Genomic DNA, 26,149 nt, shown 5'->3' on the forward strand with positions numbered 1-26,149 from the left:
CCTTCGTGGCCGGCTCGGACGCCGGCCACGCACTGGCGAGCCTCGGACTGGCCGCCGACTTCGCCGCGGCCGGTCACGAGTGCATCGTCTATACCGGCTTGCGCTGGGAGACCGCGGCTGCGCGCCGCGGTCTTCTCGTGCGCGACCTGCCGGGGCTGGCCGCCCGGCCGGACGAGGACGACTCCGACGCCGGCGCCAAACTCAGCGTCCGCGCCGCACGGATGGCACTCGAGCTCGCGCCGCTCCTCGCGCTCGAGCGCATCGACCTGGTGGTGAGCGACTCGATCACGCTGGCCGGTGGCTGGGCCGCGGAGCTGACGGGCCTGCCGTGGATCGAGTTGTCCTCGCATGTGCTGTACGACCAATCCCGCGGGCTGCCGCCGATCGGCGCCGGCATGGCCGTGGGCGTCGGGTGGCGCGGCCGACTGCGCGACGGTGTGCTGCGCGCCCTGGGTGCCCGCTCGCACGCGCGGGGTCGTGCGCAACGCGCACAGGCCCGTCGCGGCATCGGGCTGCCGCCGGTACCGGCACCCGCCGCCCGCTTCGTCGCGACGCTCCCCGGACTGGAAGAGCCGCGCCCGGACTGGCCCGAGCGCACGCATCTGATCGGGCCGATGTTCTTCGAGCCCACCGACGACGAGTTCACCGTGCCGCCCGGGCCGGGACCGTTGGTGGTGGTCTGCCCGTCGACCGCGGAGTCCGGTTCGGACGAGCTGACCTCGGTCGCCTTCGCGGCCCTCGCCGACCTGCAGAAGACCGGCGTCGCCGAGCGCGGTGCGCCGCGCGTGATCTTCTCGGGTCTGGAGCCGCCCGCCGACGTCGATGAGACGCCCGACGGCCTGGTGGCCGGGCTCGGACGGCAGGACCTGCTGCTGGCGCGCGCCGACCTGGTGATCTGCGGCGGCGGCCACGGCCTGCTGGCCAAAACGCTCTCCGCCGGTGTGCCGACGGTGGTGGTGCCCGGCGGGGGCGACCAGTGGGAGCTCGCGAACCGTGTCGATCGCGCCGGCGCCGGGGTGCTGGTGCGCCCGGTGACCCGCGCGGCGATGCGCGCGGCCATCGCCGACGTGCTCGGTGACCCGTCGTACGCGGCCGCGGCCGCCGGGTTGGCCGCCACCGCCCGGCAGATCACCGATCCGGTGGCGCAGGCCGAGCAGATCCTGAACGCACGGGGACGGGGGAGCGCATGCGACTGACCGAGTTCACCGAGTTCATGTACACCGAGTTCGGCCAGCGGGCCGCCGACGCGATGCTGGTGGACCACGGCATCCTGGAATTGGGAGGCCGCACCGGGGCGGTGGCCATCGACGAGGGCGTCGACCCGCGCATCGTGTGGCGCGCGCTCTGCCGCGATTTCGATGTGCCGCCCGACCGCTGGTAACGGCGTGTCGACTTGCGCTCGAACATCTGTTCGTTCACCCTTGAGGGGAACCGAACGGCGCTTGCGAGCGTCTAACAACTACTAGGGCAGGGTCGCGTCGGACGAAATTGTCCGAGGGCCGACCTACTGTGTGGGACATGACCGGCAAGCAGAAGAATCGAGACAAGACCATGGCAGTTTCGGCGGATCGCCAGAAAGCACTTGACCTGGCTCTCGCACAGATCGAGAAGAACTACGGCAAGGGCTCGGTCATGCGACTGGGCGAGGACAATCGTCCCCCGATGGAAGTGATTCCGACCGGTTCGGTGGCCTTGGACATCGCGCTCGGCGTGGGCGGTCTGCCCCGCGGCCGCGTGGTGGAGGTCTACGGTCCGGAGTCCTCGGGTAAGACCACCGTGGCCCTGCACGCGGTCGCCAATGCGCAGGCCGCCGGCGGTCTGGCGGCGTTCATCGACGCCGAGCACGCCCTCGACCCGGAGTACGCCGCGAAGCTGGGCGTGGACGTCGACGCGTTGCTGGTCTCGCAGCCGGACACCGGTGAGCAGGCGCTGGAGATCGCCGACATGCTGATCCGCTCCGGCGCCCTGGACATCCTGGTGATCGACTCGGTGGCCGCCCTGGTCCCCAAGGCCGAAATCGAAGGCGAGATGGGCGACAGCCACGTCGGCCTGCAGGCCCGCCTCATGAGCCAGGCGCTGCGCAAGATGACGTCGGGTCTGAACAACTCGAACACCACCGCGATCTTCATCAACCAGCTGCGCGAGAAGATCGGCGTGATGTTCGGTTCGCCGGAGACCACGACGGGCGGTAAGGCCCTCAAGTTCTACGCGTCGGTCCGCCTGGACGTGCGCCGTATCGAGACGCTCAAGGACGGCACCGACGCGGTCGGCAACCGCACCCGCGTCAAGGTGGTCAAGAACAAGGTCGCGCCGCCGTTCAAGCAGGCCGAGTTCGACATCCTCTACGGCCACGGCATCAGCCGCGAAGGTTCGCTGATCGACCTCGGCGTGGCCGAGGGCTTCATCCGCAAGTCGGGTTCGTGGTTCACCTACGAGGGCGACCAGCTGGGCCAGGGCAAGGAGAACGCGCGCAAGTTCCTGCTCGAGAACCCGGACATCGCCGCCGAGATCGAGCTGAAGATCAAGAGCAAGCTGGGCATCGGACCGAACCTTGCCGACCTGGACGAGCCGGTGCCGGCGCCGGTCGACTTCTAGCCTCGTGCCGGAGACCACGGGCCCGTCCGCCTGGGACGTCGCACTGCGACTCCTCGGTGTGCGGGCCCGCAGTCGTGCCGAGATCGCCGAGCGGCTGGCCCGCCGCGAGTTCGAGCCCGACGTCATCGCCGAGGTCCTGGACCGACTGAGCGAGTCCGGTCTGATCGACGACGACGACTTCGCCCAGGAATGGGTGACCTCGCGCCACAAGTACTCCGGACGGGGACGGGTGGCGCTGCGCCGGGAACTGCGCACCAAGGGCGTCGCCGAGGAGACGATCGAGACCGCGCTGGCGGAGATCGATCCGGACGACGAACGCGCGCAGGCGACGGCGCTGGCGCAGAAGAAGCTCGCGTCGTCGTCGCTGGATCTGTCCGACCGGAACGACCGGGCCAAGGCCTACCGCCGTCTGGCCGGGCTACTCGGGCGCCGCGGCTACCCGCCGGAGATGGTCTCGTCGGTGGTCGCCGAGACTCTCCGGGCGGGCGCTGCGGACTCGTGAGCAGTTCAGACGCCTGAGCCGGCTAGAACCTCCGGTCGGGGTGATCCACCCGCGCGGCATGGCCGGTCCCGCTGTAGCCGGGCACGTTCTCCATCGCCCGGAGATCGGCGACGTCCGGGTCCGGCGCGTCGGTCTGCCGTCGGCCGCTGCGGAGTCGCTTCTCCAGCAGATTGGCCAGGCCGGTGAGGCAGAAGTTGATGATGATCATCACCGCGGCCACCACCAGCAACGACGGCAGGTAGTTGCCGAAGTACGAACCGGCCTTCATGCCCGACCGGACCACTTCGATGTAGCCGATCGCATAGCCCAGCGCGCTGTCCTTCAGTGCGATGACCATCTGGGCCACCAGGGCCGGCAGCATGGCGGTGACCGCCTGCGGCAGCAGGATCAGCCACATCGTCTGCGCCTTCCGCAGACCGATCGACTTGGCCGCCTCGGTCTGTCCGTTGGGCAGCGACTGGATGCCGGCGCGTAGGATCTCGGCGATGACCGATCCGTTGTAGATGGTCAGGCTGATCACGACGGCCGCGAAGGCCAGCTGCGACGACGGGAACAAGGCGTAGGCGGCGAACATGAAGTACAGGAAGTAGATCAGGATCAGCACCGGGATGGCACGGAAACCCTCCACGAGCATCGCCGACGGAATCCGCACCCACCGGTGGTCGGAGAGTCGCCCGATACCGAGCAGCGTGCCGACGACGATGGCCAGCACGATGGACAGGGCGGCGGCCTTGATGGTGCCCCAGAGTCCGGGGAGCAGCCAGGTGGTCCAGGTGGAGCCTTGGACGAACGGCTTCCACTTCTCCGCCGTGAGCTGGCCGTTGTCCTGGAGCACCAGGACGATCCACGTCACCAGTGCGATCACGGCGATGCCGAAGATCGCCGCGATGATGCGGTTGCGGATCCGGGCCTTGGGGCCCGGAGCGTCGTACAGGACCGTTGCATTCGCGCTCATCGCTGCACCGCCCAACGCTTGGCCGCCCAGCCGAAGAGAGCGCCTTCGGCGAGCGTGATGATCATGAATCCGACCGCGAAGATCGCGAAGATGACGAGGATCTGGTCGGAGAAGTTCTCCAACTCCTCCTTCATCAGCAGCGCCGCTTCACCCACACCGATCATCGAGGCGATGGTGGTGTTCTTGGTGAGCGCGATCAGCACCGACCCCATCGGGGCGATCACCGCGCGCAAGGCCTGCGGCAGCACCACCATCGAGAAGGTCTGCGTGAAGTTGAGGCCGATGGAGCGTGCGGCCTCGGCCTGACCCAGCGGGACGGTGTTGAATCCGGCGCGCAGGGTCTCGGCGACGAATGTCGCGGTGTAGGCGATGAAGCCGAGCACAGCGAGCCGGAAGTTGTTGTTGGCGATGAAGTCGGCGTTGTCCTGCGCCAGCGTCAGCCCGAGATTCTGGTAGAGGCCCACCGAACACAGCAGGATGATCAGCGTCAGCGGCGTATTACGCACCACGTTCACGTAGGTGGTGGCGAACCACCGCATCACCGGAACGGGGGACACCTTCATGCCGGCCAGCAGGACGCCCCAGATGAGGGCGCCGATCGCCGACCAGAAGGTCAGTTGAATGGTGAGCCAGAAGGCGGGCCACAGCTGTGGCCCCATCTCCTGCCAGAGGTCACTCATCTACTCGGCTCCTTCCGGGCACGGCGTCTTCGGTGCATCGAGGAAGCTCAGGTCGCCGGGCTTCGGGGTGAACACGTATTTCGATCCGGGGGCGTCCGCGCGGGCGATCATGTCGTCGACCGTCTCGTCGCCGAGCTGGTCGCGCAGGCTCTGCTCCCAGGGGGAGTACCGCTGGCCGGCCGGAACCTGGAGCATGGCGGTGAGCGCGTCGTTCACCTGCGCGACGGCGTTCGGGAACTCCTTGGCCATGCCGATGCCGTAGTACTCGGTGGAGAACGGGGTGCCTGCGGTCTTCCACGCGTCCTTGACGCAGACATCGCTCGGGTAGGTCATCGGCACGAGTCGGAACTCGCCGGGCCAGCGCTGGGCGTAGCCGGCCAGGATCACCTCGTCGGTGGTCATCGCATCCACCTTGTCGCGGCGCAGCGCCTCCACGCACGAGGAGTAGGAGTCGTACTCCTGCAACTGGACGTCGGGAAGCAGATTCTTCACGTTCTGGGCCGGGGTGGAACCGGCGACCGAGCAGAGTTTCTTGCCGTTCAGATCCGAGAGCGAGTTGATGTTCTTGGCATCGTCGCGCACCAACAGGCCCTGGTAGGTGACGAAGTAGGGACCGGCGAAGTCGACGTCCTTCATGCGGTTCGTGGTGATCGAGTACGTCGCGGCGATGGTGTCGACCTCACCGTTGCGGATGAAGGTCTCGCGCTGGGCCGACGGCGTCTCCTTCCACGTGATCGTCGGGTGCGGCACGCCCATCTCGTCGGCGAGCCGGTTGACGACGTACGTCGACACGGTGGCGTCGAATCCGGTGATGGCGCCACCCGGGTTCTGCAGGCCCAGCCCGGGTTGATCGAACTTGGTGCCCAGGACGACGCTGCCGGAACGGATGCTGTTGAGCAGGTCGCGCGGGCCCGAGTTGCCGCAGGCGGTGAGGACGGCGGCGACCACGGCGAGGACGACGGCGGCTGCGGCGAGCCGTCGCGGCCGGGCGACCGGTGCGGTGCGAGGTGTGCTCATGTCAGTGGCCCAGGATCTTCGACAGGAAGTCGCGGGCGCGCTCGGACTTGGGAGAGGTGAAGAAGCTCTCGGGGTCGCAGTCCTCGACGAGTTCGCCGTCGGCCATGAACATGATCCGGTCGGCGGCCTTGCGGGCGAAGCCCATCTCGTGGGTCACCACCACCATCGTCATGCCTTCGCGGGCCAGCGAGACCATCACCTCCAGCACCTCGGACACCATTTCCGGGTCCAGGGCGGAAGTGGGCTCGTCGAACAGCATCACCTTGGGTGCCATGGCCAGGGAGCGGGCGATGGCCACGCGCTGCTGCTGGCCGCCGGACAGCTGCGCGGGGTACTTGTCCTTCTGCGAGGCGACGCCGACGCGTTCGAGGAGTTCGATCGCGCGTTTCTCGGCGTCGGCCTTGTTCATCTTGCGGACCTTGATCGGCCCCATCGTCACGTTCTGCAGGATCGTCTTGTGGGCGAACAGGTTGAACGACTGGAACACCATGCCGACGTCCGAGCGCAGGCGGGCCAGGTCGCGGCCCTCGGCGGGAAGCAGTTCGCCCTCGATACGGATCTCGCCGCTGTCGATCGGCTCGAGACGGTTGATGGTGCGACAGAGCGTCGACTTGCCGGAACCCGAGGGCCCGAGGACCACCACCACCTGGCCTTTCGGGATCTCGACATTGATGTCCTTGAGTACATGCAGGTCGCCGTAATGCTTCTGCACGTCGCGCATGGCGATCATGGGGGTCTCCCGTGACGTTGTCATAAGGAAAACCTAAGTGGCGGATGGCACTTTCGTTGGCATTTGCCTCACGGTGCGGGTCGCTGATTTGCCTCGGCCCGTACTCTGGAAGGGTGAGCAGTGCCCTTGACGACCGCGCGCGGTCCTACGCCGTACGCACCTACGGCTGCCAGATGAACGTGCACGACTCCGAGCGGATCTCCGGGCTTCTGGAGGACGCCGGGTACGTGCGAGCCGAACCGGATGCGGACGCCGATCTGGTGGTCTTCAACACCTGTGCGATTCGCGAGAACGCCGACAACAAGCTGTACGGCAATCTGTCGGCGCTCGCCCCGGTGAAGAAGGAGCATCCGCGCATGCAGATCGCCGTGGGCGGCTGCCTGGCGCAGAAGGACAAGGACACCGTACTGGCCAAGGCGCCCTGGGTGGACGTGGTCTTCGGCACCCACAACATCGGCTCGCTGCCCGTGCTGCTGGAGCGCGCCCGCCACAACGAGTCGGCGCAGGTGGAGATCCTCGAATCCCTCGAAGCGTTCCCGTCGACGCTGCCGGCCAAGCGCGAATCGGCCTATGCGGGCTGGGTCTCGGTCTCGGTGGGTTGCAACAACACCTGCACGTTCTGCATCGTGCCGTCGTTGCGCGGCAAGGAAGTGGATCGTCGACCGGGCGACGTCCTGGCCGAGGTGCAGGCGCTGGTGGACCAGGGGGTGTCGGAGGTGACGCTGCTGGGCCAGAACGTGAACGCCTATGGCATGTCCTTCGCCGACCCGGAGACGCCGCGCAACCGCGGCGCGTTCGCCGACCTGCTCCGCGCCTGCGGCGCCATCGAGGGCCTCGAACGCGTGCGGTTCACCTCGCCGCATCCGGCCGAGTTCACCGACGACGTGATCGACGCGATGGCGCAGACACCCAACATCTGCCCGCAGCTGCACATGCCCCTGCAGTCCGGGTCGGACCGCATTCTGCGCGCCATGCGCCGCAGCTACCGGCGCACCAAGTTCCTGGGCATCCTCGAGCGCGTCCGAGCGGCCATGCCGCACGCCGCGATCACCACCGACATCATCGTGGGCTTCCCCGGCGAGACCGAAGAGGATTTCCAGGACACCCTCGAAGTGGTGGAGGCGGCGCGGTTCACCAGTGCGTTCACCTTCCAGTACTCACCGCGCCCGGGCACCCCGGCGGCCACCATGCCCGACCAGGTGCCGCCCGAGGTGGTGGCCGACCGCTACCAGCGTCTGATCGCCCTGCAGGAGCGCATCTGCCTGGAAGCGAACGAGGACCTGATCGGCACCGACGTGGAACTGCTGGTGGTGGCCGACGGCCGGAAGAACACCGCGACCGGTCGGATGAGCGGGCGCGCCCGCGACGGCCGCCTGGTGCACTTCGAACCGACCGGTGCCGTCTCCGGCGCCATCCGGCCCGGCGACGTGGTGCACACCCGGATCACCGCGGCCGCGCCGTTCCATCTGATGGCCGACGGTGGGATCACCGCGCACCGTCGGACCCGGGCGGGCGACAGCTACGAACAAGGATCCACCCCGACCACCGCACCGGTCGGCGTGGGCCTGGGATTGCCGACCCTGGGCCGCAACGCGGCCCCGGAACCGGTGAACGCGTGCGGTGCGGGAGTGACGATGACAGGAGCGAACAGCTGATGAGCGAACAAACCGGCCAGAATCAACCCAGCCAGGATCGGGATACCCTGCGGGCCTACGAGAAGGACCTGCGGAAAGCCGAACGCAAGGTGGCAGGGGAGATCGATCCCGGCGCCCGCGGCATGGTCGTGGCGGTCTGCGTGCTGCTCGCCATGGTGTCGCTCCTGCTCATGCACGCCGGCTCGGCCAGCGGGCTGGAGGTGCTGACCAACGGGCCCGACGCCACCACCGAGCGCATCGCGTTGCCGTCGCAGGTCTTCGTGTGGCTGCTGGCGGTCTTCGGTATCGCGATCTCGATGCTGGCGCTGGCGACCCGCCGGTGGGTTCTCGCGTGGATCGCCCTGTGCGGCTGCGCGGTGGCCTCGGTGGCAGGCATGTTCGCGATCTGGACCCGCAACACCACCGGCGTCGGCGGACTGGAGCCGCCCAGCGGCGCCGGCGCCGGTCTGCTCCTCGGCTGGGCCGTGGTCATCGTGCTGACCTTCCACTGGTCGCGCGTGGTGTGGGCCCGCAGCACCTACCAGTTGGCGCTGGAAGAGGAACGACGCGAACAGGCGGCGATCGCCGAAGCCTTCTACCAGGCGCTGCGCGACAAGCGCGCCTCCGGGCTCCCCGAGCGCACCCAGCGCCCGACGCCGTCGCCCGAGGGCGACGACGCCGGCGACGAGCCCACTACCGCGTAGGCCCGCCGAGTCAGCGGTCGTCGACCGCTGACTTGGCTGCCTGCGCCCACTCGTCCCACTGTGCCGCCTGCGCACGCAGGTCGGCGGCGTCCTTGTCCTTGCCCGCGGCCGCAGCCTTGTCCGCCTGCTCGGTGAGCTTGGCCGACCGCTCGGCGAACTGCGCCACGCGGGCGAGCGCCTCCGGGTCGGTGCGCTGCCAAGCACTGTCCTCGGCCTCGCGGATCTTCTTCTCCAGCGCGCGCACCCGTCCTTCCAGAGCGCTCATCTGGTCGCGCGGCACCATGCCGATCTCTTCCCAGCGGTCCCGGAACGCGCGGAACGCGCGGCGCGCACCCTCCAGGTCCTCGTGGGGTTTGATCGTCTTCTCCGCCTCGGCGAGCAACGCGGCCTTGGCCTCGCCGTTCTGGCCGAACTCGGCGTCCCGCTCGGAATTCAGGGCGTTGCGCGCGCCGAAGAACACGTCCTGGGCGGCCTTGAACCGGGCCCACAGGGCGTCGTCGGCGTCGCGCGGCGCTCGGCCGGCGGCCTTCCACTGGGCGAGCAGGTCGCGGTACTTGGCGGCCGTCGCACCCCAGTCGGTGGAGTTCGACAGCGCCTCGGCTTCGGCGATCAGCTCTTCCTTGCGGGTCTTGACCACGGCCCGCTCGCGGTCGAGCTCGGCGAAGTGCGCGCCGCGTCGACGATTGAAGGCATCCCGGGCTCGCGAGTAGCGCTTCCAGAGGGCGTCGTCGGCCTTGCGGTCGACGCCCTTGATGGTCTTCCACTCCTCGAGGATGGCGCGCAGTCGGTCGCCGCCGTTCTTCCAGTGCGTGGACTCGGCGCCGATCGCCTCCGCTTCGGTGGCCAGCTCGTCCTTGCGCGTCAGGGCAGCGGTGCGGACGGCGTCGCGTTCGGCCTGCACCTCGCCGGTCTGGTCGCCTGCCCGGTCGACGATGGCCTGCAGTCGGGTGGCCAGGCCGTCCAGGTCGCCCAGGGCCGCCGCGGTGGGCAGCTCTTCGAGGAGGTGGGCCGCAGCGGCCTGCGTCTTACGCGGGTCACCCGAACGCGCGTCGAGGCGCTCTTCGAGGATCTCGGTCTCGGTGGCCAGGTCGGCGAAGCGGCGGGCGAAATGCGCCAGACCTTCGTCGACGGTCCCGGCCTGCCACGAGCCGATCTGTCGTTCACCGTCGGCGGTGGTCAGCCAGACCGCGCCGTCGGCGTCGATCCGTCCGAACTCGCGCGGGTCGCCGAGCTCGACGTGATGCACGGGGACCGGCGGATGGGCACCTGCGGTGGGCCCGGGCGGGGACCGGCCGAGGGCCGGGCCGCGGACCGGCCGGGGGCCGGGTCGGTGCGGTGGTCGGCTCGTTCGGGGTGTGGGGGTGCTCATCGGTCGTCGCCCTTCAATTCTCGCGCCGCGCGTCACGGCTGCCGGTGAGCTCGAGCCGATGGCCCGAACTCGTCACGTCCGCTGTTCATTCAAACAGTTCACCATCGCCGATGGGGGCAGGGAGGCGACATTGGGTACCGTCAGTGCCGTGTTGGCTCAGATCGCGGTGATTCCCAGTGCGCCCCTTCTGGTGCCCGAGTTGGCCGGCCCGGACGCCGTCGACACCGAACCGGTGCGGGCGGCGGTGCGCGCCGCCGGCGAGCGTCTGGCCGCGGCCGCCGCGCGGTGGATCGCGGTCGGTGTGGGCGCTCCCGCACCCGGCGGCTTTCGCACGGACGGGGACTTCGGCGCCTTCGGCGTGCCGGTGCCGGTGCGGTTGGCCGCGGACGGATCGGGCGGCGGGGATGCGCCGCTGCCGCTGAGCATGCTGCTCGCGGCGTGGCTCGGCGAGCGGGTGACGCCGCCCCCGCAGTCGATTCGGCCGGTGGCGGTGGATCCGGCCGCGACCGCCGCCGCCTGCGCCGACCTCGGCGCGCGACTGCTGACCGAGGCCGCGGGCGCCGAACCGATGGGCCTGCTGGTGGTGGCCGACGGCCCCACCGCGCTGAGCCCGACGGCTCCCGGCGGCGGTGAGCGTGCCTCGGCATGGGCGTTGCAGCGCACGTTGGAGGCGGCGGTCGCCGCAGCCGATGGCGGTGCGCTCGCCGCGCTGTCGGCCGCCGACTGCGCGGCCGAGGGCGTCGGCACGCGCGCGGCGTGGCAGGTACTCGGCGGTGTTCTCGACGGCTTGCCCGGCGCCGCAGCCGAGGTCGACTACGCCGCGGCGCCGTTCGGTGTCGGCTACCTCGTCGCCACGGTGACCACGACCGAAGAGAGCAGCGACCGATGAGCGGCCCGCTCGCCCCGGTCGCCGTCATCGGCCCCACCGCCAGCGGCAAGTCGGACCTCGCGCTCGACCTCGCGACCGCTCTCGACGGCGAGATCATCAACATCGACGCTATGCAGCAGTACCGCGGCATGGACATCGGCACCGCGAAACTGCCCGTCGCCGAGCGGCGCGGCATTCCGCACCACCAGCTCGACGTGCTCGACGTGCGCGAGACCGCCACCGTCGCCGGCTACAAGACCGCCGCCGCCGCCGACGTCGAAGCCCTGCTCGCCGCGGGCCGGACGCCGATCCTGGTCGGCGGCTCGATGATGTACATCCAGGGCCTGCTCGACGACTGGTCGTTCCCGGCCACCGACCCGGCGGTGCGCGCCAAGTACGAGGAGGCGCTGGCGCAGATCGGTTCGATCGCCCTGCACCGCGAACTGGCCGCGGTGGATCCGGCGGCCGCGGCGATCATCGGCGAGAGCGACGGGCGGCGCATCGTGCGCGCCCTGGAAGTGGTGGAACTGACCGGAGAACCCTTCGCCGCCTCGGCGCCGACGATCGGCGAGCCGCGGTGGGGCACCCGGATCCTGGCGCTGGACCGGGAGACCGCGGCCTTGGACGAGCGCATCGCGGCGCGCACCGATGCCATGTTCGACGGCGGCTTCGTCGAGGAGGTGCTGGCCCTGTGCGAGCAGGGCCTGCGGGAGGGTAAGACCGCCGCCCAGGCGATCGGCTACGCGCACATCCTGGCGCACCTCGACGGTGAGTACGACGTCGGGAAGGCGCGCGAGCTCACCTTCATCGGGACGCGACGCTATGTGCGGCGGCAGCGGTCGTGGTTCCGGCGCGACCCGCGCACCACCTGGCTGGATGCGGCCGATGCCCAGCTGCTGGGCCGGGCCCTGACCGCGCTGGAGTGAGTAATCTGGTGCGGGTGAGTACTGCACCGCTGCGTTTCGCCAAGGGTCACGGCACCCAGAACGACTTCGTGATCCTGCCCGACCCGACCGCCGACCTGGACCTGACCGTCGACCTGGTCACCGTGCTGTGCGATCGGCAGCGCGGCCTCGGCGGCGACGGACTGCTGCGGGTGGCCCGCGCGGGCGCGCTGGTGGGGGCGGGAGTGCTCGACGCATTGCCCGACGGCGTGGCCGCCGACGACTGGTTCATGGACTACCGCAACGCCGACGGCTCGATCGCCGAGATGTGCGGCAACGGCGTCCGGGTGTTCGCGCACTACTGCCGCGCCACCGGACTGGTCGACGCCGACGAATTCGTGGTCGGTTCGCGCGCGGGAGCGCGCCCGGTGATCGTGCACTCCTTCGACGCGAGCCTCGCCGACGTGACCGTGGCCATGGGGCCGGTTCGGCTCGACGGTGCGGGCACCGTCACCATCGCCGGCCGAGACCTGACCGGCGAGGCGGTGGACGTCGGCAACCCCCACCTGGCCTGCGTCGTTGACGGCCTCAGCGCGCGCGAGCTGGCCGCCCTCGACCTCAGTGCGGCCCCCGACGTCGACGACGAGCAGTTCCCCCGCGGCGCCAACGTCGAGATCCTCACCCCGCTGGTCGCGGCCGACGGACGCGACGGCCTCGACTACACCGCGGCCCTCCGGGTCTACGAACGCGGCGTGGGGGAGACCCGCTCGTGCGGCACCGGCCTGGTGGCAGGCGCCGCCGCGGGCCTGCACGGACTCGGCCGCGCTACCGGCGTCGTCGGCATCACCGTGCCCGGCGGCGCTGTCGGAGTGCGACTCACCGACAGCGAGGCGTTCCTGCGCGGACCGTCGCGCCTGGTGGCCCACGGTGAGCTGATCGAGGGCTTCGCCGCCGACGATTACCGGGTCGGCCGCGGTTAATCAGATGCAATCCTCGGACGGGTTCAGGCACCATGGGAACCGTATGACTGAACTGCATGAACGTCCCGTAACCCCGTCCACCCCGACGACCGGTGAGCTGGACCTCGACGACCGCGCACGATTGCAGCGCGTCGTCGGCCTGTCCACCGAGCTCGTCGACGTCACCGAAGTCGAGAACCGGCAGCTGCGTCTGGAGCGCGTGGTGCTGGTCGGCGTCTGGACCTCCGGCACCGCCGCCGAAGCCCACGCGAGCATGGCCGAACTGGCCGCGCTCGCCGAGACCGCCGGCTCGGAAGTCCTCGACGCCCTGATTCAACGTCGAGCCAAACCCGACGCCGCCACCTATCTCGGCTCCGGCAAAGCCGCCGAACTCCGCGAGATCGTCGTGGCCACCGGTGCCGACACCGTGGTCTGCGACGGCGAGCTCACGCCCGCGCAGCTGACCGCCCTCGAACGCGTCGTCAAGGTGAAGGTGATCGACCGGACCGCCCTGATCCTGGACATCTTCGCCCAGCACGCGACCTCGCGCGAAGGCAAAGCGCAGGTCTCCCTGGCGCAGATGGAATACATGCTGCCGCGGCTGCGCGGCTGGGGCGAGTCGATGTCCCGGCAGGCCGGCGGTCGTGCCGGCAGTAACGGCGGCGTGGGTCTGCGCGGTCCCGGTGAGACCAAGATCGAGACCGATCGACGTCGCATCCGCGAACGAATGGCCAAGCTGCGCAAGGAGATTCGCGGCATGAAGACCGCGCGCACGGTCAAGCGTGCGCAGCGCGATCGCGGCGGAGTGCCCGCACTGACGGTGGTCGGCTACACCAACGCGGGCAAGTCGAGTCTCGTGAACGCGATGACCGGCTCCGGGGTGCTGGTGCAGGACGCATTGTTCGCGACCCTGGATCCGACCACCCGCCGCGGCAAGCTCGCCGACGGACACGAGGTGGTCTTCACCGACACCGTCGGTTTCGTCCGCCACCTGCCCACCCAGCTGGTCGAAGCGTTCCGGTCGACGCTGGAGGAGGCGGTGCACGCCGATCTGCTGATCCACGTGGTCGATGGCGCCGACGCCTTCCCCGGCAAGCAGATCTCCGCGGTGCGCAAGGTTCTCGGCGAGGTGTTCGCCGAGGAGGACGCGACTCCGCCGCCGGAACTGCTGGTGATCAACAAGATCGACGCGGTCGACGCCACCCGGATGACCGCCCTCCGCGGCGAGTACCGCGACGCGGTCTTCGTCTCCGCACGATCCGGTGAGGGCCTCGACGAACTGTTCGCGCGGATCGCCGAATTCGTGGCGGCCGACGACGTGGAGGCCGTCCTCGAGGTGCCGTTCGACCGCGGCGAGGTGATCGCCCGACTGCACCAGCAGGCGCACGTCCTGAACACCGAGCACACCGAGACCGGCACCCGGCTGCGTGTGCAGATGCCGAAGGCGCTCGCCGCCGAGTACGCCGACCTCGTGGTCGCGGAGTAGCAGCCCGCTCGAGCACCGCACGCGTCAGCCCCGCCGTCGTCGACGAGCGGGGCTGACGCCTTCTGGTGTGCCGGTGCCTATTCGGCGTCGAGGTCGCGGGCCACCAGTGCCGCGATCTGGTCGACGGCGGCCTGGTCGTCGCTCTCGACGATCACGGTGGCGCCCTTCTCCGCGCCGAGGGTCATGATCATCAGGGCGCTGCCGGCGTCCACCGGTTCGCCGCCCTCGGTCGCGAGGGTCACGGGCGTGGACAGGGCGGCGGCCGCTTCGGCGATGATCGTGGCCGGACGGGCGTGCAGGCCGACGGCCGAGCCGACGGTGACGGTGCTGGTTGCCATGAGGGTTACCTTTCGATGGGTGGTACGGGTCGTGTCGGGTGGGATTGGGGCTGAATCTACGCGGGGATCGGCTGTGGCGCGGCTTCGGCGTCCGCGCGCCGGAACTGCTTGGCGGCGACCACCGCGAAGGCGGAGACCGCGGTGCCGACGGCGAGCGCGATGAGGAACTTCCACCAGGTGCCGTTCATCGCGAACATCACGAACACGCCGCCGTGCGGGGCACGGAGCTGGACGTCGAGGGCCATCGACAGACCGCCGGTGACCGCGCCGCCCAGCATCATCGCCGGAATCACGCGGAACGGGTCGGCGGCGGCGAACGGGATGGCGCCCTCGGAGATGAACGACGCACCCAGCAGCCAGGCGGCCTTGCCGTTCTCCCGCTCCGGCTCGGTGAACGTGCTCGGACGCAGCACCGTCGACGCCAGCGCCAGGGCGAGCGGGGGCACCATGCCGGCCGCCATCACCGCGGCCATGATCTGCCACTGGGCCTCGCCGGCCTCGGCCAGACCGAGTCCGGCCACGGCGAAGGCGTAGGCCGCCTTGTTCACCGGGCCGCCCAGGTCGAAGCACATCATCAGGCCGACGACCACGCCGAGCACGATCTTGGAGCTGCCCGACATCGAGTTGAGGCCGTCTTCCATCTGCTCGTTGAGCCAGCTCAGCGGTCCGCCGAGGAACATGTACATGATGCCGCCGACGATGAGGGTGACGCACAGCGGGATGATGACGACGGGCATCAGGCCGGCCGCCCAGCGCGGCAGCTTCAGGCGGGTGAACCACAGCGCCACCACACCGGCGAAGAGGCCGCCGATCAGGCCGCCGATGAAGCCGGCGCCGACGGCGAGGGAGACCGCACCGGCCGCGAAACCGGGGGCGATGCCGGGACGGTCGGCGATGGCGAAGGCGATGTAGCCGGCGAGCACCGGCACCATGAAGGCCATCACCAGGCTGCCGATCGCGAAGAAGACGGCGCCCAGATACTGCAGCAGGCCGCCGGGCGGCAGATTCCAGAGGGTGTTGTTGAGCGCGTAGAACGCGGCGTCGTTCATGCCGCCGAGACAGCCCGCCGGGTACGTGACGTCGCCGTCGACGAGTCCTTGCGGCACACAGACTCTCGCGTTCGCGATCTCGTAGCCGCCGAACAGGAAACCGAGGGCCATGAGGAGGCCGCCGGCGGCGACGAACGGGATCATGTAACTGACGCCGGTCAGCAGCGCCTGCTTGAGGCGGCCGCCGAGGCCGATGGTCGAACCGCCGTCGTCGGCGGCCTCGGACGCGGCACCACTGCCGGCCGGGACGCGCCGGGCCCGCGGGTCGGCGGCGGCCGCGACGGCTTCGGCGATCATGTCGTCGGGACTGTTGATGGCCCGTTTCACGCCCGATTCGATGACCGGCTTACCGGCGAATCGTTCGCGGCCCTTGACCCCCACGTCGGTGGCGAAGATGACCGCATCGGCCTGCTCGAGGGCGGCGGCGGTGAACGGCGTGGTTCCGGACGAGCCCTGCGGCTCCACGCTGAACTCGACCCCGGCGCGTTCGGCGGCCAACGACAGTGCATCGGCGGCCATGTAGGTGTGCGCGATGCCGGTGGGGCACGCGGTCACCGCGAGAATGCGCACGGGCTGTTGCGCCGACTCGGCGGACTCGGCCGGTGCGGTGGTCGCCGGCTCGGCGGGCACCGGTGCGGCTGCGGAGGGTGCCGCGTCGGGAGCGGGTTTCGGGGGCGGGTTCACCGCCTCGTCGACCAGTTCGACGACCGCGGCCTCGTCCGGCGCCGCACGCAGAGCTGCGACGAAGTCGGGCCGGACCAGCGCCCGGGCCAGCGAACTGAGCAGCTTCATGTGCGCGCTGCCCGCACCGCCCGGTGCGGCGATCAGGAAGACGATGTCGGCCGGGCCGTCGGCGGCGCCGAAGTCGACCTTGTGCGACAGCCGGGCCATCACCAGCGACGCAGTGGTCACCGAGTCGACGCGGGCGTGCGGGATGGCCAAGCCGCCGGGCAGTCCGGTGGGTGAGGACGCCTCCCGGGCGAGGGCGGCGGTGACGAGCTCGTCGGGATCGGTGCACCGGCCGGTGGCACCGAGCGTCTGTGCGAGCGCGGCGATCACCGCCTCCGCGTCGGCACCCGCGTCCGCGTCGAGCAGGACCAGCTCGGACGTGATGATCGGTTCGGCCATGAGGGATTCCTTCTTCTCGTGCGTGCGGCGTCAGGACAGGGGCCGGACGTGAACGCCGGCCAGGTCGAGATCGGTGGGGTCGGGGGGAGTGGTGCCGGGCAACGCGGCAGCCGCCGAGCCGTAGGCGACCGCGGTGCGCAGCCGGTCCTCCGGCGACGCCCCGCGATGCTCGGCGATGAGGTAGCCGGCCAGCGACGAGTCACCGGCACCGACCGTGCTGCGCACCCGGATCTGCGGCGGTGTCGCGAACCAGGAGCCTTCGGCGGTGGTGAGCACGGCACCGGCCGCGCCGAGCGTGGTGAGGACGGCCCCGCCGGTGCGCGCGGCGAGCGCGGACGCGGCGGACTGGACCGGCGTCAGATCTCCGGCCTCGGCGGCGGCCTCCAGCGAGGCGCCGTCGCCCCCGATCAGTTCGGCGAGCTCGAAGGCGTTGGGCTTGAGCAGATCCGGTCGGGCACCGGCGATCGCCAGCAGCGGCGGCCCCGAGGTGTCGACGGACACCCGGTGTCCGCCCGCGTGCAGGCGCGCGGTGACGGCGGCGTACCAGTCGTCCGGCACTCCGGGAGGCAGGGAACCGCACAGCGCCACCCACCGGGCATCGGCGGCGACTGCTGCGACCAGGTCGGTCAGCCGGGCCAGCTCGCCGGCGGACAGCCCGGGGCCGGGCTCGTTGACCTTGGTGGTGGTGCCGTCCGGTTCGGCGATGGTCAGGTTGGTGCGCACCGGCTGATCGATCGGGACGCTGCGGTGCGGCAGGCCGGTGGCCTCCAGCTGGATGCGCAGCGGGTCCGACGGTCCCGCAGGCAGGACCGCAAGGGTTCTCAGTCCGGCTCCGTGCACCGCGCGGGCCACGTTGATGCCCTTGCCGCCCGGCTGGTTCGTCACCGCGGCGGCGCGTTGCACGTGACCGCGGGCGAGTGGTGCGTCGAGGGAGATGGTCCGATCCACGCTGGGATTGGCCGTCACGGTGACGATCATGCGATCACCACCTCGATGTCGAGGTCTTGCAGTTCCCGCCGCACCGCCGGGTTCAGTCCACCGTCGGTGACGATCACGTCGACGTCGCTCAGCGCCCCGAAACTCACGAGGTGTTCGCGGTGGAACTTGCTGGAGTCGGCCAGCACCACCACCTGTTCGGCGGCGGCGATCATAGCGGACTTGGTGGCGGCTTCGTCGGCATCCGGGGTGGACAGGCCGTGCGTGCGGCTCAGTCCGTTGGTGCCGAGGAAGGCGACGTTGACGCGCAGCCGGCGGAGTACGTCGACGGTCTCGGTTCCCACCGCGGCCTGCGTCTTCCCGCGAATGCGACCGCCGACGAGGGTCACCTCGCAGTTCGGCAGGGTGGACAGATGCCCGGCGAGCGGAACCGCATTGGTGACCACCGTCAAGCGGCGTTCGGGCGGCACCGCGAGTGCGGCGCGCAGCGTGGTGGTGCCCGCATCGAAGAGGGCCGAGCCGCCGTCGGGTGGCAGGAACGCCTGGGCGGCCAGCCCGATCGCCGACTTCTCCGGTGCCCGCGACCGTTCGCGCTGGCCCAGATCGGGTTCCTCGACCACTTCGCCCAGATCCGGCCGGACGGCGCCGCCGTGGACGCGGACCAGGACGCCCTGGTCGGCCAGCACCCCGAGGTCACGGCGCACGGTCTCCCCGGTCACGTCGAAGCGCACGGCGAGTTCGGCCACCGCGACGCGGCCGTGGTTGCGCACCTCGGTGGCAATGGCCTGTTGGCGTTCTTCGGCGTACACGGAAGCCCTCCCGTCCTGGATTGGTTATATCTGTGTTTACCTGTGAACGTGTTGACAAGTCAAGGGTTCACTGTAATCTCGATCACATGGCACAGGTGGAGAGCAGTACCGCACAGAACTATGGGGCCGTCGCCGCGGTGGTCGGCACGCCGGTCGTATCCGGACTCGCCTACGGGCCGGTGATCCGAGTGTCCGGCGTGCCGGAGTACGACGTCGACGCGGCCGCGGAGATTCCCGAAACCGAGCGCGCGGCCGAGGCCGCACGCTTCGTCGCCGCAGCCGAGACGGTGGCGGAGCGCTTCACCGCGCGGGCCCGGGCCAACACCGGCAGTACGGCGGAAGTGCTGGCGGCGACCGCCGCCCTGGCCAAGGACCGCGCGTGGATCGCCACCGCCACCGGACTGATCGAGAAGGGCACGCCGGCCGCCGCGGCCACCGTGCGGGCGATCGACACGATCTCCGACATGTTCGCCAAACTCGGCGGGCTGATGGCCGAACGCGTCACCGACCTCGCCGACATCCGCAACCGGGTGGTCGCCGAGGTTCTCGGCCTACCGGAGCCGGGCATCCCACTGCCCGAGCAGCCGTCGGTCCTGCTGGCCGACGATCTGGCCCCGGCCGACACCGCCGGCCTGGATCCGAAGCTGGTGGTGGCCCTGGCCACCCGCTTGGGCGGGCCGTCGAGCCACACGGCGATCATCGCCCGGCAACTCGGCATTCCGTGCGTCGTGGCCGTCGCCGACCTGAATCGGGTCGATACGGGAGCCATGGTCTTCGTCGACGGCGAACGGGGCGTGGTGGGCGTCGACCCGGACGCGGAGCAGATCGCCGCGGCGGTCGAGGCGGCACAGCAGTTGGCGGCCGAAGTGGCGCAGTGGCGCGGACCCGGCCGCACGGCCGACGGGCACGCCGTGGCGATTCTGGGGAACGTGGCCGACGGTGTCTCCGCGCGCAGCGCCGCCGATCTCGGCATTCTGGCCGGGGTCGGACTGTTCCGTACCGAGCTGGCCTTCCTGGAGCGCCCCGACGAGCCCTCGGTGGCGCAGCAGCAGAGCCTCTACCGCGAAGTCATCGACGCCTTCGACGGCGACAAGGTGGTGATCCGCACCCTCGACGCCGGATCGGACAAGCCGCTGCGTTTCGTGAACCATCCCCACGAGGACAATCCGGCCATGGGGGTGCGCGGCAACCGCATCGTGGCGACGCACCCGGAGATCCGTGAGCACCAACTCGATGCGATCGCGGCGGCCGCGGACGGCGCCGGCGCGGTGCCGTGGGTGATGGCCCCGATGGTCGCGACGGTGGTGGAGGCCCGCGAGTTCGCGGCGCAGGTGCGCGAGCGCGGGTTGACTCCGGGGGTGATGATCGAGGTGCCGTCGGCGGCGGTGCAGGCCGAGAAGATCCTGGCCGAAGTGGACTTCGTGTCCATCGGCACCAACGATCTGACGCAGTACACGATGGCCGCCGACCGGATGTCCGCCGAATTGGCGGCGCTGACCGACCCGTGGCAGCCGGCCGTCCTGGCGCTGGTGGAACGGGTCGGGGCGGCAGGCCGAGCAGCCGACAAGCCGGTGGGGGTCTGCGGCGAGGCGGCCGCCGACCCGCTGTTGGCCTGCGTTCTGGTGGGGCTGGGCGTCAGCTCGCTGTCGTGCGCGCCCGCCGCCGCCGCGCCGGTGGGTCGCAAGCTCGCGACCGTGACGCTGGACCAGTGCGCCGCCGCCGCTCAGGCCGCAGTGGCCGCCGACAGTCCCGTCGACGGCCGGGCTGCGGCCCGGGCGGTATTGGGCTGAACCGGCGTCAGATGCGCCGCATCACGGTGACGACCTTGCCGAGGATCGCGGCGTCGTCGCCCGGGATGGGCTCGAAGTGCTCGTTGTGCGGCAGCAGCCACACGTGTCCGTCGATCCGCTTGAACGTCTTCACGGTGGCCTCGCCGTCGATCATGGCGGCGACGATGTCGCCGTTGTCGGCCACGTTCTGCTGACGCACCACCACCCAGTCGCCGTCGCAGATCGCCGCGTCGATCATCGACTCGCCGACTACGCGCAGCAGGAACAGGGAGCCCTCGCCGACCAGTTCCTTGGGCAGCGGGAAGACGTCCTCGACCGCTTCCTCGGCGAGGATCGGGCCGCCGGCCGCGATCCGGCCGAGCACCGGGACGTAGGCCGGTGCGGGGACGTTCGGATCCGCATGATCGGCGGCCGGGGGCGGGGTGCGCTGCTCGTCGCGGACATTCACCGCGCGCGGACGGTGCGGATCGCGCTTGAGCAGCCCGCGGCGCTCGAGCGTGCGCAGCTGGTGCGCCACCGACGAGGTGGAGGCGAGGCCGACGGCCTCACCGATCTCGCGAATGCTCGGCGGATAGCCGCGTTCGCGCACCGAGGAGCGGATGTACTCGAGAACTTCGCGCTGACGCTGCGTCAGTGAGGCCTCCAGGGTGGCCGTCGACAACAGCGGGTCCACGTTCGACGTGTGCGGTCCGTCGTTCATCGAACTTCCTTTCGATCGGGGTCGCCCTCCAATTTAGTCGAGTAGGTCACAGAAATCAAACAATTGTTCGACGTGTCGTAGCGGATGTCCGAGGCGTGGTGTTAACTATCGAACAAGAGTTCATCGAACGTACGAACGATGGGAGTTCCACGATGACCGAGCTGCTGACCCGCCGCCCCGCGTCCGCCTCGACGCTGCCGCAGTCCACCACGATGACCTGCGACGTTCCCCTGATTCAGACCACCTGCCGGGCCACCGGCCGACGTCCGCGCGCGGTCGCCGCCGCCACCCCGGTGTGCCCGGCACCGAGCGTTCGAACGCGTCCGGCGCGGCGCGCCGAGCGCGCTGCGTCGCCGACCACGAGCGCCGCTCGGGCGGCCCGTGCCCGTTCGAACACCGTGGATCGTTCGACGGCGGTGCGTCGTCGCTGGGCGGCCGGCGTGCTCCTCGGTGCCGCGCTGGCCGCCGTGGTCGTCGTGCTCGGCATGGTCGGTGAGGACTACGAGAAGGCCGTCAGCGGCGTGCCGGCCCAGACCGAGGTGGTCCACGTGCGCAGCGGTGAGTCGCTGTCGTCGTTGGCCGAGCGGATCGCTCCGGATCGCTCCGCGGCGTCGGTGATCGCCACGGTGCGCGACCTGAACGGTCTCGACGCCAGCGGACTGCGCCCCGGTCAGGCGCTCGTGGTGCCCGCCTACCGCTGAGGCCGCGATGGCGCCGAGTACGCTGGGGGCATGCGATGCCCGTTCTGCAAGAACGACGACACCCGAGTGGTTGATTCGCGCGCCTCCGACGACGGAGCGTCGATTCGACGCCGCCGGTCGTGCTCGGAATGCAGTCGCCGGTTCACCACCGTCGAGTCGGCGGTGCTGGCGGTGGTCAAGCGCAACGGCGTCACCGAGCCCTTCAACCGGGAAAAGGTGATGAAGGGTGTGCGCCGGGCGTGCCAGGGCCGATCGGTCACCGAGGATTCGCTGGCGCAGCTGGCGGCCGCGGTGGAGAACACCGTCCGCGCCTCGGGATCGGCCGAGATCCCCAGCCACGAGGTCGGCCTGGCGATCCTCGGGCCGCTGCGGGACCTCGACGAGGTGGCCTACCTGCGGTTCGCGTCGGTTTATCGGTCCTTCGAATCCGCCGACGACTTTCAGCGCGAGATCGACGATCTGCGCAAGGATTCGCGCCGCGAACCGGTCGGCTGACCCACCGCCGCTGCGTGCGGATCAGCCTCACTCGAAGGCCCGCCTCACTCGAAGGACTCGATGGCCTTCATCACCCGCTTCTCCGAGATCGGTCCCGAGGTCCCCAGCTGCTGCGCGAACAAGCTGACCCGCAGTTCCTCCAACTGCCAGTGAACCAGGTCGTTGAGGGCGTCGTGCCGGTGCGCAGGAAGCGCCGCGAGTCGTCGGTTCCAGTGCGCGATGACCCGGTCCACCGTGTCGAGGCCGGCGTTGTCGCGGGCGGCGGAGCCGGGGAGCGCGTTCAGTCGGGCCTGGGCCGCCGACAGGTAGCGCGGTAGATGGAGCAGGTGCGCCAGCGGAGTCTCGCCGACGAAGCCGTCGAAGATCAGGTGCGCGGTCTGCTCGGCAACGTCGTCGGCCGCGGCGCTGCCGCTGTGCGCGTCGACGGCGCGGGCGGTGGGGCCGAGCGCGGCCAGGGCGCGGGCGGCGTGCATGAAGTACTCCGGTGCGGCGGCGCGGATCACCGGTGACAGACGCTCGCGCAGCGCGGCGAACTGTTCCGGGGTGCGAAGCGACGCCACGTCCGGTTCCTTGGCTAGGGTGTCGGCGATGGCGCGACGTGTGCAGTCGGCGAACAGCTGCTGCGGGTCGGCGTACGGATTCTGGCTCAGCGCGAGGCGCTCGGCCGGTGGCAGACCGTTGGCGACCTTCTTGTTCAACGGGGTGATCGCCTGCGCCAACAGGTGGGCGATGCCGGCGGCGATGCCCGCGTCGCGAGCGCTCGCCGACGTCGCCTCACTCACTCGGACGCCGTCGCCGACGGGCGCCAGGGTGGGGTAGGTGACGACGGGTTGGCCGGCCACCACGTCGTCGCGGCTCTCCGCGAGGGTGCCGATGCCGTCCGGCTTCCAGTCTCGGTACACCGGTGCGGCCGCAGCGGGGGCGGGTGCACGGCCGAACTCGGCGCGCAGCGGTTCCAAGCGGTCGGCGCGGCCGATGATCGCGCCGCCGGCGTCGGTGACCGCGAAATGGATGCGCAGGTGGGCCGGCAGGTCGTCGGTGCGAAAGTCGCTGGGGGACAGGCTGATGCGAGCGATCTCGCCGAGTTCTCGCGCGAGGGCGGGCAGCAGGTGCTCGGAGCGCGGTGTGATCTTGCTGAGGACCAGATCGGCGTACTGCTGGGCCGGCGAGAGGGACTTGCGCAATCCCTTGGGTAGGGACCGGATCAGCGCGGTGACCAACTCGCTGCGCAGCCCCGGGACCAACCAGTCGAAGCCGCCCGCGTGGACGTGCTCGAGCAGGGGACGCGGGATCAGCACGGTGACGCCGTCGTCGGGTGCGCCGGGGGCGAAGTGATAGCGCAGTTCCAGTCGGGTCGGGCCCTGCTGCCAGGCGGCGGGGAAATCGGCGGCCGCCGGAACGGCCGCGACCGAACCGGCCTCGTCCAGGTGGAGGAGCTTGGGATCGGTGCGGGAGGCCTTCTTCCACCACGTGTCGAAGTGTCGGGTGGAGACGACGTGCGCCGGGATCCGGGCGTCATAGAAGTCGTAGAGGTCGCCGTCGCTGAGGCGGACGTTCCGACGGGCGCGGTGCTCGAGGTCCTCGGCGTCGGCCAAGAGCCGGCGGTTGTGCGCGTAGAACTCGTGCCGGGTGCGCCAGCGACCCTCGACGAGCGCGGCCTGTAGGAACAACGCTCGCGACTCGACCGGGTCGATGCGGCCGTAGTTCACCGTGCGCGACGCGATGAGCGGTACCCCGTAGAGGCTGACTTTCTCCTTGGCCGTCACGGCCCCGCGGCGCGACGACCAGGCGGGCTCGCTGTAGGTGCGCGTCACCAGGTCGGGGGCGATCTGCTCCACCCATTCCGGATCGATCGAGGCCACGGTGTGCGCGAACAGTCGGGAGGTCTCCAGCAGTTCGGCGGTCATCACGAAGGAGGGCGCCTTCTTGGCCAGTTCCGAACCCGGGAAGATGGCGAACTTGGTGCCGCGGGTGCCCAGGTATTCGCGGGTATCGCCTTGGCGCGCACCGATGTTGGTGAGCAGGCCGGTGAGCAGGCTGCGATGGATGGCCGACGGATCGATTTCGGTCTTCGGTATCTCCCAGCCCAGGTCGGACACCGTACGACGGAGTTGACGGTGCAGATCCGTCCATTCGCGGATCCTCAGGTAGTGCAGGAAGCTGCGCTCACACTGGCGCCGGAACTGGTTGCCCGACAAGGCTTCCCGCTGCTCGTGCAGGTGGTGCCAGAGCTTGAGGCGGCTGAGGAACTCCGAGCCGGGCACCGCGTACTCGCGGTGCGCGGCCTGCGCGGCCTCGCGCTTGTCGGAGGGGAACTCTCGGACGTCCGGCAGCGACAGCGCCGCGGCGATCGGCAGGATGTGGTCGAGACAGCCGTTCTCGTGACCGGCCACCAGCATGCGGGCCAGGCGCGGGTCGATCGGCAGGCGCGCCAGGTCGCGTCCGGTCTTGGTGAGCCGCGCCTGCGCCGAATCGGTGCCGGTGACCGCACCGAGCTCGGACAGCAGCGTCATGCCGCCGTTGATCGCCCGCTGCTCGGGTGGCTGGACGAACGGGAACTCGGCGACGTCGCCCAGCCGCAGTGACAGCATCGACAGGATCACCGCGGCCAGGTTCGCGCGCAGGATCTCCGGGTCGGTGTACTCGGGGCGGGCGTCGAAGTCGTCCTCGGAGTACAGGCGGATGCAGATGCCGGGCGCCACGCGGCCGCACCGGCCGGCGCGCTGGCGGGCGCTGGCCTGGGAGACCTTCTCGATGGGCAGGCGCGTCACCTTGGTGCGGGTGGAGTAGCGCGAGATGCGGGCGGTGCCGGTGTCGATGACGTACCGGATGCCGGGCACGGTCAGCGAGGTCTCGGCGACGTTGGTCGACAGCACGATGCGCCGTCCGTCGGACGGCGTGAAGATCTTCTGCTGCTCGGCGACCGACAGGCGGGCGTACAGCGGCACGATCTCGGCTTCGCTGCGCCGGGAGAGGGCGTCGGCGGTGTCGCGGATATCGCGCTCGGTCGGCAGGAAGACGAGGATGTCGCCGCGGCCGGACGACCACAGTTCGCTGACCGCGGCGTCGATCGCGGCGATCTGGTCGAGGTCGGCATGGTCCTCGTCGTCGGACACCGGCGGCCGGTACCGCACTTCGACGGGGTAGGTGCGGCCGGACACCTCGAGGATCGGGACGTCCTCGTCGGGGCCGGCGAAATGCCGGGCGAAGCGGTCCGGCTCGATGGTGGCCGAGGTGATGATCACCTTGAGGTCCGGGCGGGACGGCAGCAGGCGCTTGAGATAGCCGAGCAGGAAGTCGATGTTGAGGCTGCGTTCGTGGGCCTCGTCGATGATGATCGTGTCGTAGCGGGACAGCTTCGGGTCGGAGGTGATCTCCCGCAGCAGGATGCCGTCGGTCATCACGCGGATCTTGGTGTGCTTGCCGGACTTGTCGGAGAACCGGACGCTGTAGCCCACCACGTCGCCCAGTTCGGTCTGCGTCTCGTCGGCGATCCGGCGGGCCACCGAGGTGGCGGCGATGCGTCGCGGCTGCGTATGCCCGATCGACTCGCGGCCCAGCGCCAGGCAGATCTTCGGCAGCTGCGTGGTCTTGCCCGAACCGGTCTCACCGGCGATCACCACCACCTGATGGTCGGCGATGGCGCGGGCGATCTCGTCGCGGGACGCGCTGACCGGAAGCTCCGGCGGGAAGGTGAGGACGGGGACAGCCATGATGGCTCCGAGTCTATGGGGCCGCATCGGCGAGCGGCGCATCCGAGCATGATCGCCGGGAACCGGGGCCCGCCGGGAAATCGGGCGCCGCCGTGAAATAGTGGTAC

Annotated in this window: 24 protein-coding genes; 13 read left to right on the forward strand and 11 right to left on the reverse strand. The window is 70.3% G+C overall.

The genetic code is table 11. The annotated features are described in order from the left end of the window. Positions 1-5: 5 nt before the first annotated feature. From MUG78_RS13460 to MUG78_RS13475, 4 genes are all read left to right on the forward strand, one after another. Positions 6-1,196: a glycosyltransferase gene (locus MUG78_RS13460; protein WP_246995581.1), complete on the forward strand. Its 1,191-nt coding sequence runs from the start codon at positions 6-8 to the stop codon at positions 1,194-1,196. After that, positions 1,187-1,381, forward strand: coding sequence for a DUF3046 domain-containing protein (locus MUG78_RS13465; protein WP_246995583.1), 195 nt, complete (start codon positions 1,187-1,189; stop codon positions 1,379-1,381). Before MUG78_RS13460 ends, MUG78_RS13465 begins: the two co-directional genes overlap by 10 nt. A 170-nt stretch (positions 1,382-1,551) precedes the next feature. Further along, a complete protein-coding gene (gene recA, locus MUG78_RS13470; RefSeq protein WP_246997044.1) occupies positions 1,552-2,595 on the forward strand; it encodes a recombinase RecA in 1,044 nt (347 codons plus the stop codon). A 4-nt stretch (positions 2,596-2,599) separates the two neighbouring features. After that, the gene (locus MUG78_RS13475; RefSeq protein ID WP_246995585.1) at positions 2,600-3,097 is read left to right on the forward strand and encodes a regulatory protein RecX; all 498 of its coding nucleotides are present in this window, start codon (positions 2,600-2,602) and stop codon (positions 3,095-3,097) included. Between the two features lie 22 nt (positions 3,098-3,119). On the opposite strand, the gene MUG78_RS13480 is transcribed toward MUG78_RS13475, so the two are convergent. Genes MUG78_RS13480 through MUG78_RS13495 form a run of 4 tightly spaced genes read right to left on the reverse strand, consistent with a single transcriptional unit; the run spans position 3,120 to position 6,479 of the window. Further along, on the reverse strand, positions 3,120-4,052 hold the full coding sequence (locus MUG78_RS13480) for an amino acid ABC transporter permease (protein WP_246995587.1): 933 nt from the start codon (positions 4,050-4,052) through the stop codon (positions 3,120-3,122). Beyond that, on the reverse strand, positions 4,049-4,732 hold the full coding sequence (locus MUG78_RS13485) for an amino acid ABC transporter permease (protein WP_246995589.1): 684 nt from the start codon (positions 4,730-4,732) through the stop codon (positions 4,049-4,051). Before MUG78_RS13485 ends, MUG78_RS13480 begins: the two co-directional genes overlap by 4 nt. Beyond that, positions 4,733-5,749: a glutamate ABC transporter substrate-binding protein gene (locus MUG78_RS13490; protein WP_246995591.1), complete on the reverse strand. Its 1,017-nt coding sequence runs from the start codon at positions 5,747-5,749 to the stop codon at positions 4,733-4,735. Between the two features lies 1 nt (position 5,750). Then, on the reverse strand, positions 5,751-6,479 hold the full coding sequence (locus MUG78_RS13495) for an amino acid ABC transporter ATP-binding protein (protein ID WP_246997046.1): 729 nt from the start codon (positions 6,477-6,479) through the stop codon (positions 5,751-5,753). A gap of 113 nt (positions 6,480-6,592) precedes the next feature. Here MUG78_RS13495 and miaB point away from each other — a divergent pair, with 113 nt between their 5' ends. Together miaB and MUG78_RS13505 are read left to right on the forward strand one after the other, a co-directional pair. Continuing rightward, entirely contained in the window at positions 6,593-8,134 is a 1,542-nt protein-coding gene (gene miaB / locus MUG78_RS13500; RefSeq protein ID WP_308221364.1) for a tRNA (N6-isopentenyl adenosine(37)-C2)-methylthiotransferase MiaB, read from the forward strand. Next, positions 8,134-8,817: an Rv2732c family membrane protein gene (locus MUG78_RS13505; protein ID WP_246995593.1), complete on the forward strand. Its 684-nt coding sequence runs from the start codon at positions 8,134-8,136 to the stop codon at positions 8,815-8,817. The genes miaB and MUG78_RS13505 overlap by 1 nt, the downstream gene beginning before the upstream one ends. 10 nt (positions 8,818-8,827) lie before the next feature. Here the strand turns inward: MUG78_RS13505 and MUG78_RS13510 are convergent, their stop codons facing one another. Further along, entirely contained in the window at positions 8,828-10,063 is a 1,236-nt protein-coding gene (locus MUG78_RS13510) for a DUF349 domain-containing protein (protein WP_372493236.1), read from the reverse strand. 271 nt (positions 10,064-10,334) lie between these two features. Here MUG78_RS13510 and MUG78_RS13515 point away from each other — a divergent pair, with 271 nt between their 5' ends. Genes MUG78_RS13515 through hflX form a run of 4 tightly spaced genes read left to right on the forward strand, consistent with a single transcriptional unit; the run spans position 10,335 to position 14,383 of the window. Continuing rightward, positions 10,335-11,075, forward strand: a complete 741-nt coding sequence (locus MUG78_RS13515; RefSeq protein WP_246995597.1) for a class III extradiol ring-cleavage dioxygenase family protein — start codon at positions 10,335-10,337, stop codon at positions 11,073-11,075. Next, positions 11,072-11,980: a tRNA (adenosine(37)-N6)-dimethylallyltransferase MiaA gene (gene miaA, locus MUG78_RS13520; RefSeq protein ID WP_246995599.1), complete on the forward strand. Its 909-nt coding sequence runs from the start codon at positions 11,072-11,074 to the stop codon at positions 11,978-11,980. Before MUG78_RS13515 ends, miaA begins: the two co-directional genes overlap by 4 nt. Before the next feature lie 8 nt (positions 11,981-11,988). After that, positions 11,989-12,918, forward strand: a complete 930-nt coding sequence (gene dapF / locus MUG78_RS13525) for a diaminopimelate epimerase (RefSeq protein ID WP_246997050.1) — start codon at positions 11,989-11,991, stop codon at positions 12,916-12,918. A 43-nt stretch (positions 12,919-12,961) separates the two neighbouring features. After that, the gene (hflX, locus tag MUG78_RS13530; protein WP_246995601.1) at positions 12,962-14,383 is read left to right on the forward strand and encodes a GTPase HflX; all 1,422 of its coding nucleotides are present in this window, start codon (positions 12,962-12,964) and stop codon (positions 14,381-14,383) included. Between the two features lie 77 nt (positions 14,384-14,460). Here the strand turns inward: hflX and MUG78_RS13535 are convergent, their stop codons facing one another. From MUG78_RS13535 to MUG78_RS13550, 4 genes are read right to left on the reverse strand one after another with little or no spacing between them, the layout of a single operon-like run. After that, on the reverse strand, positions 14,461-14,721 hold the full coding sequence (locus MUG78_RS13535) for an HPr family phosphocarrier protein (RefSeq protein WP_246995603.1): 261 nt from the start codon (positions 14,719-14,721) through the stop codon (positions 14,461-14,463). A 56-nt stretch (positions 14,722-14,777) separates the two neighbouring features. Next, positions 14,778-16,898, reverse strand: a complete 2,121-nt coding sequence (locus MUG78_RS13540) for a PTS fructose transporter subunit IIABC (RefSeq protein ID WP_246995605.1) — start codon at positions 16,896-16,898, stop codon at positions 14,778-14,780. A gap of 30 nt (positions 16,899-16,928) precedes the next feature. Further along, on the reverse strand, positions 16,929-17,876 hold the full coding sequence (locus MUG78_RS13545) for a 1-phosphofructokinase family hexose kinase (protein ID WP_246995607.1): 948 nt from the start codon (positions 17,874-17,876) through the stop codon (positions 16,929-16,931). After that, positions 17,873-18,643 (reverse strand): DeoR/GlpR family DNA-binding transcription regulator, encoded by a 771-nt coding sequence (locus tag MUG78_RS13550; RefSeq protein WP_246995609.1) that lies wholly within the window; start codon positions 18,641-18,643, stop codon positions 17,873-17,875. Before MUG78_RS13550 ends, MUG78_RS13545 begins: the two co-directional genes overlap by 4 nt. A gap of 86 nt (positions 18,644-18,729) precedes the next feature. On the opposite strand from MUG78_RS13550, the gene MUG78_RS13555 reads away from it, so the two are divergent. Beyond that, positions 18,730-20,433, forward strand: a complete 1,704-nt coding sequence (locus tag MUG78_RS13555; RefSeq protein ID WP_246995611.1) for a phosphoenolpyruvate--protein phosphotransferase — start codon at positions 18,730-18,732, stop codon at positions 20,431-20,433. A 7-nt stretch (positions 20,434-20,440) separates the two neighbouring features. On the opposite strand, the gene lexA is transcribed toward MUG78_RS13555, so the two are convergent. Continuing rightward, positions 20,441-21,133, reverse strand: a complete 693-nt coding sequence (lexA, locus tag MUG78_RS13560; RefSeq protein WP_246995613.1) for a transcriptional repressor LexA — start codon at positions 21,131-21,133, stop codon at positions 20,441-20,443. A gap of 152 nt (positions 21,134-21,285) precedes the next feature. Between lexA and MUG78_RS13565 the strand changes: the two genes are divergently transcribed. Beyond that, a complete protein-coding gene (locus MUG78_RS13565; RefSeq protein WP_246995615.1) occupies positions 21,286-21,834 on the forward strand; it encodes a LysM peptidoglycan-binding domain-containing protein in 549 nt (182 codons plus the stop codon). Between the two features lie 30 nt (positions 21,835-21,864). After that, a complete protein-coding gene (gene nrdR, locus MUG78_RS13570; RefSeq protein ID WP_246995617.1) occupies positions 21,865-22,329 on the forward strand; it encodes a transcriptional regulator NrdR in 465 nt (154 codons plus the stop codon). Positions 22,330-22,373: 44 nt separating this feature from the next. Here the strand turns inward: nrdR and hrpA are convergent, their stop codons facing one another. Next, positions 22,374-26,042: an ATP-dependent RNA helicase HrpA gene (gene hrpA / locus MUG78_RS13575; RefSeq protein ID WP_246995619.1), complete on the reverse strand. Its 3,669-nt coding sequence runs from the start codon at positions 26,040-26,042 to the stop codon at positions 22,374-22,376. Positions 26,043-26,149 lie beyond the last annotated feature (107 nt).

Origin of the sequence: Gordonia alkaliphila, assembly GCF_023017165.1 — a bacterium.
Taxonomy (GTDB): Bacteria; Actinomycetota; Actinomycetes; order Mycobacteriales; family Mycobacteriaceae; genus Gordonia; species Gordonia alkaliphila.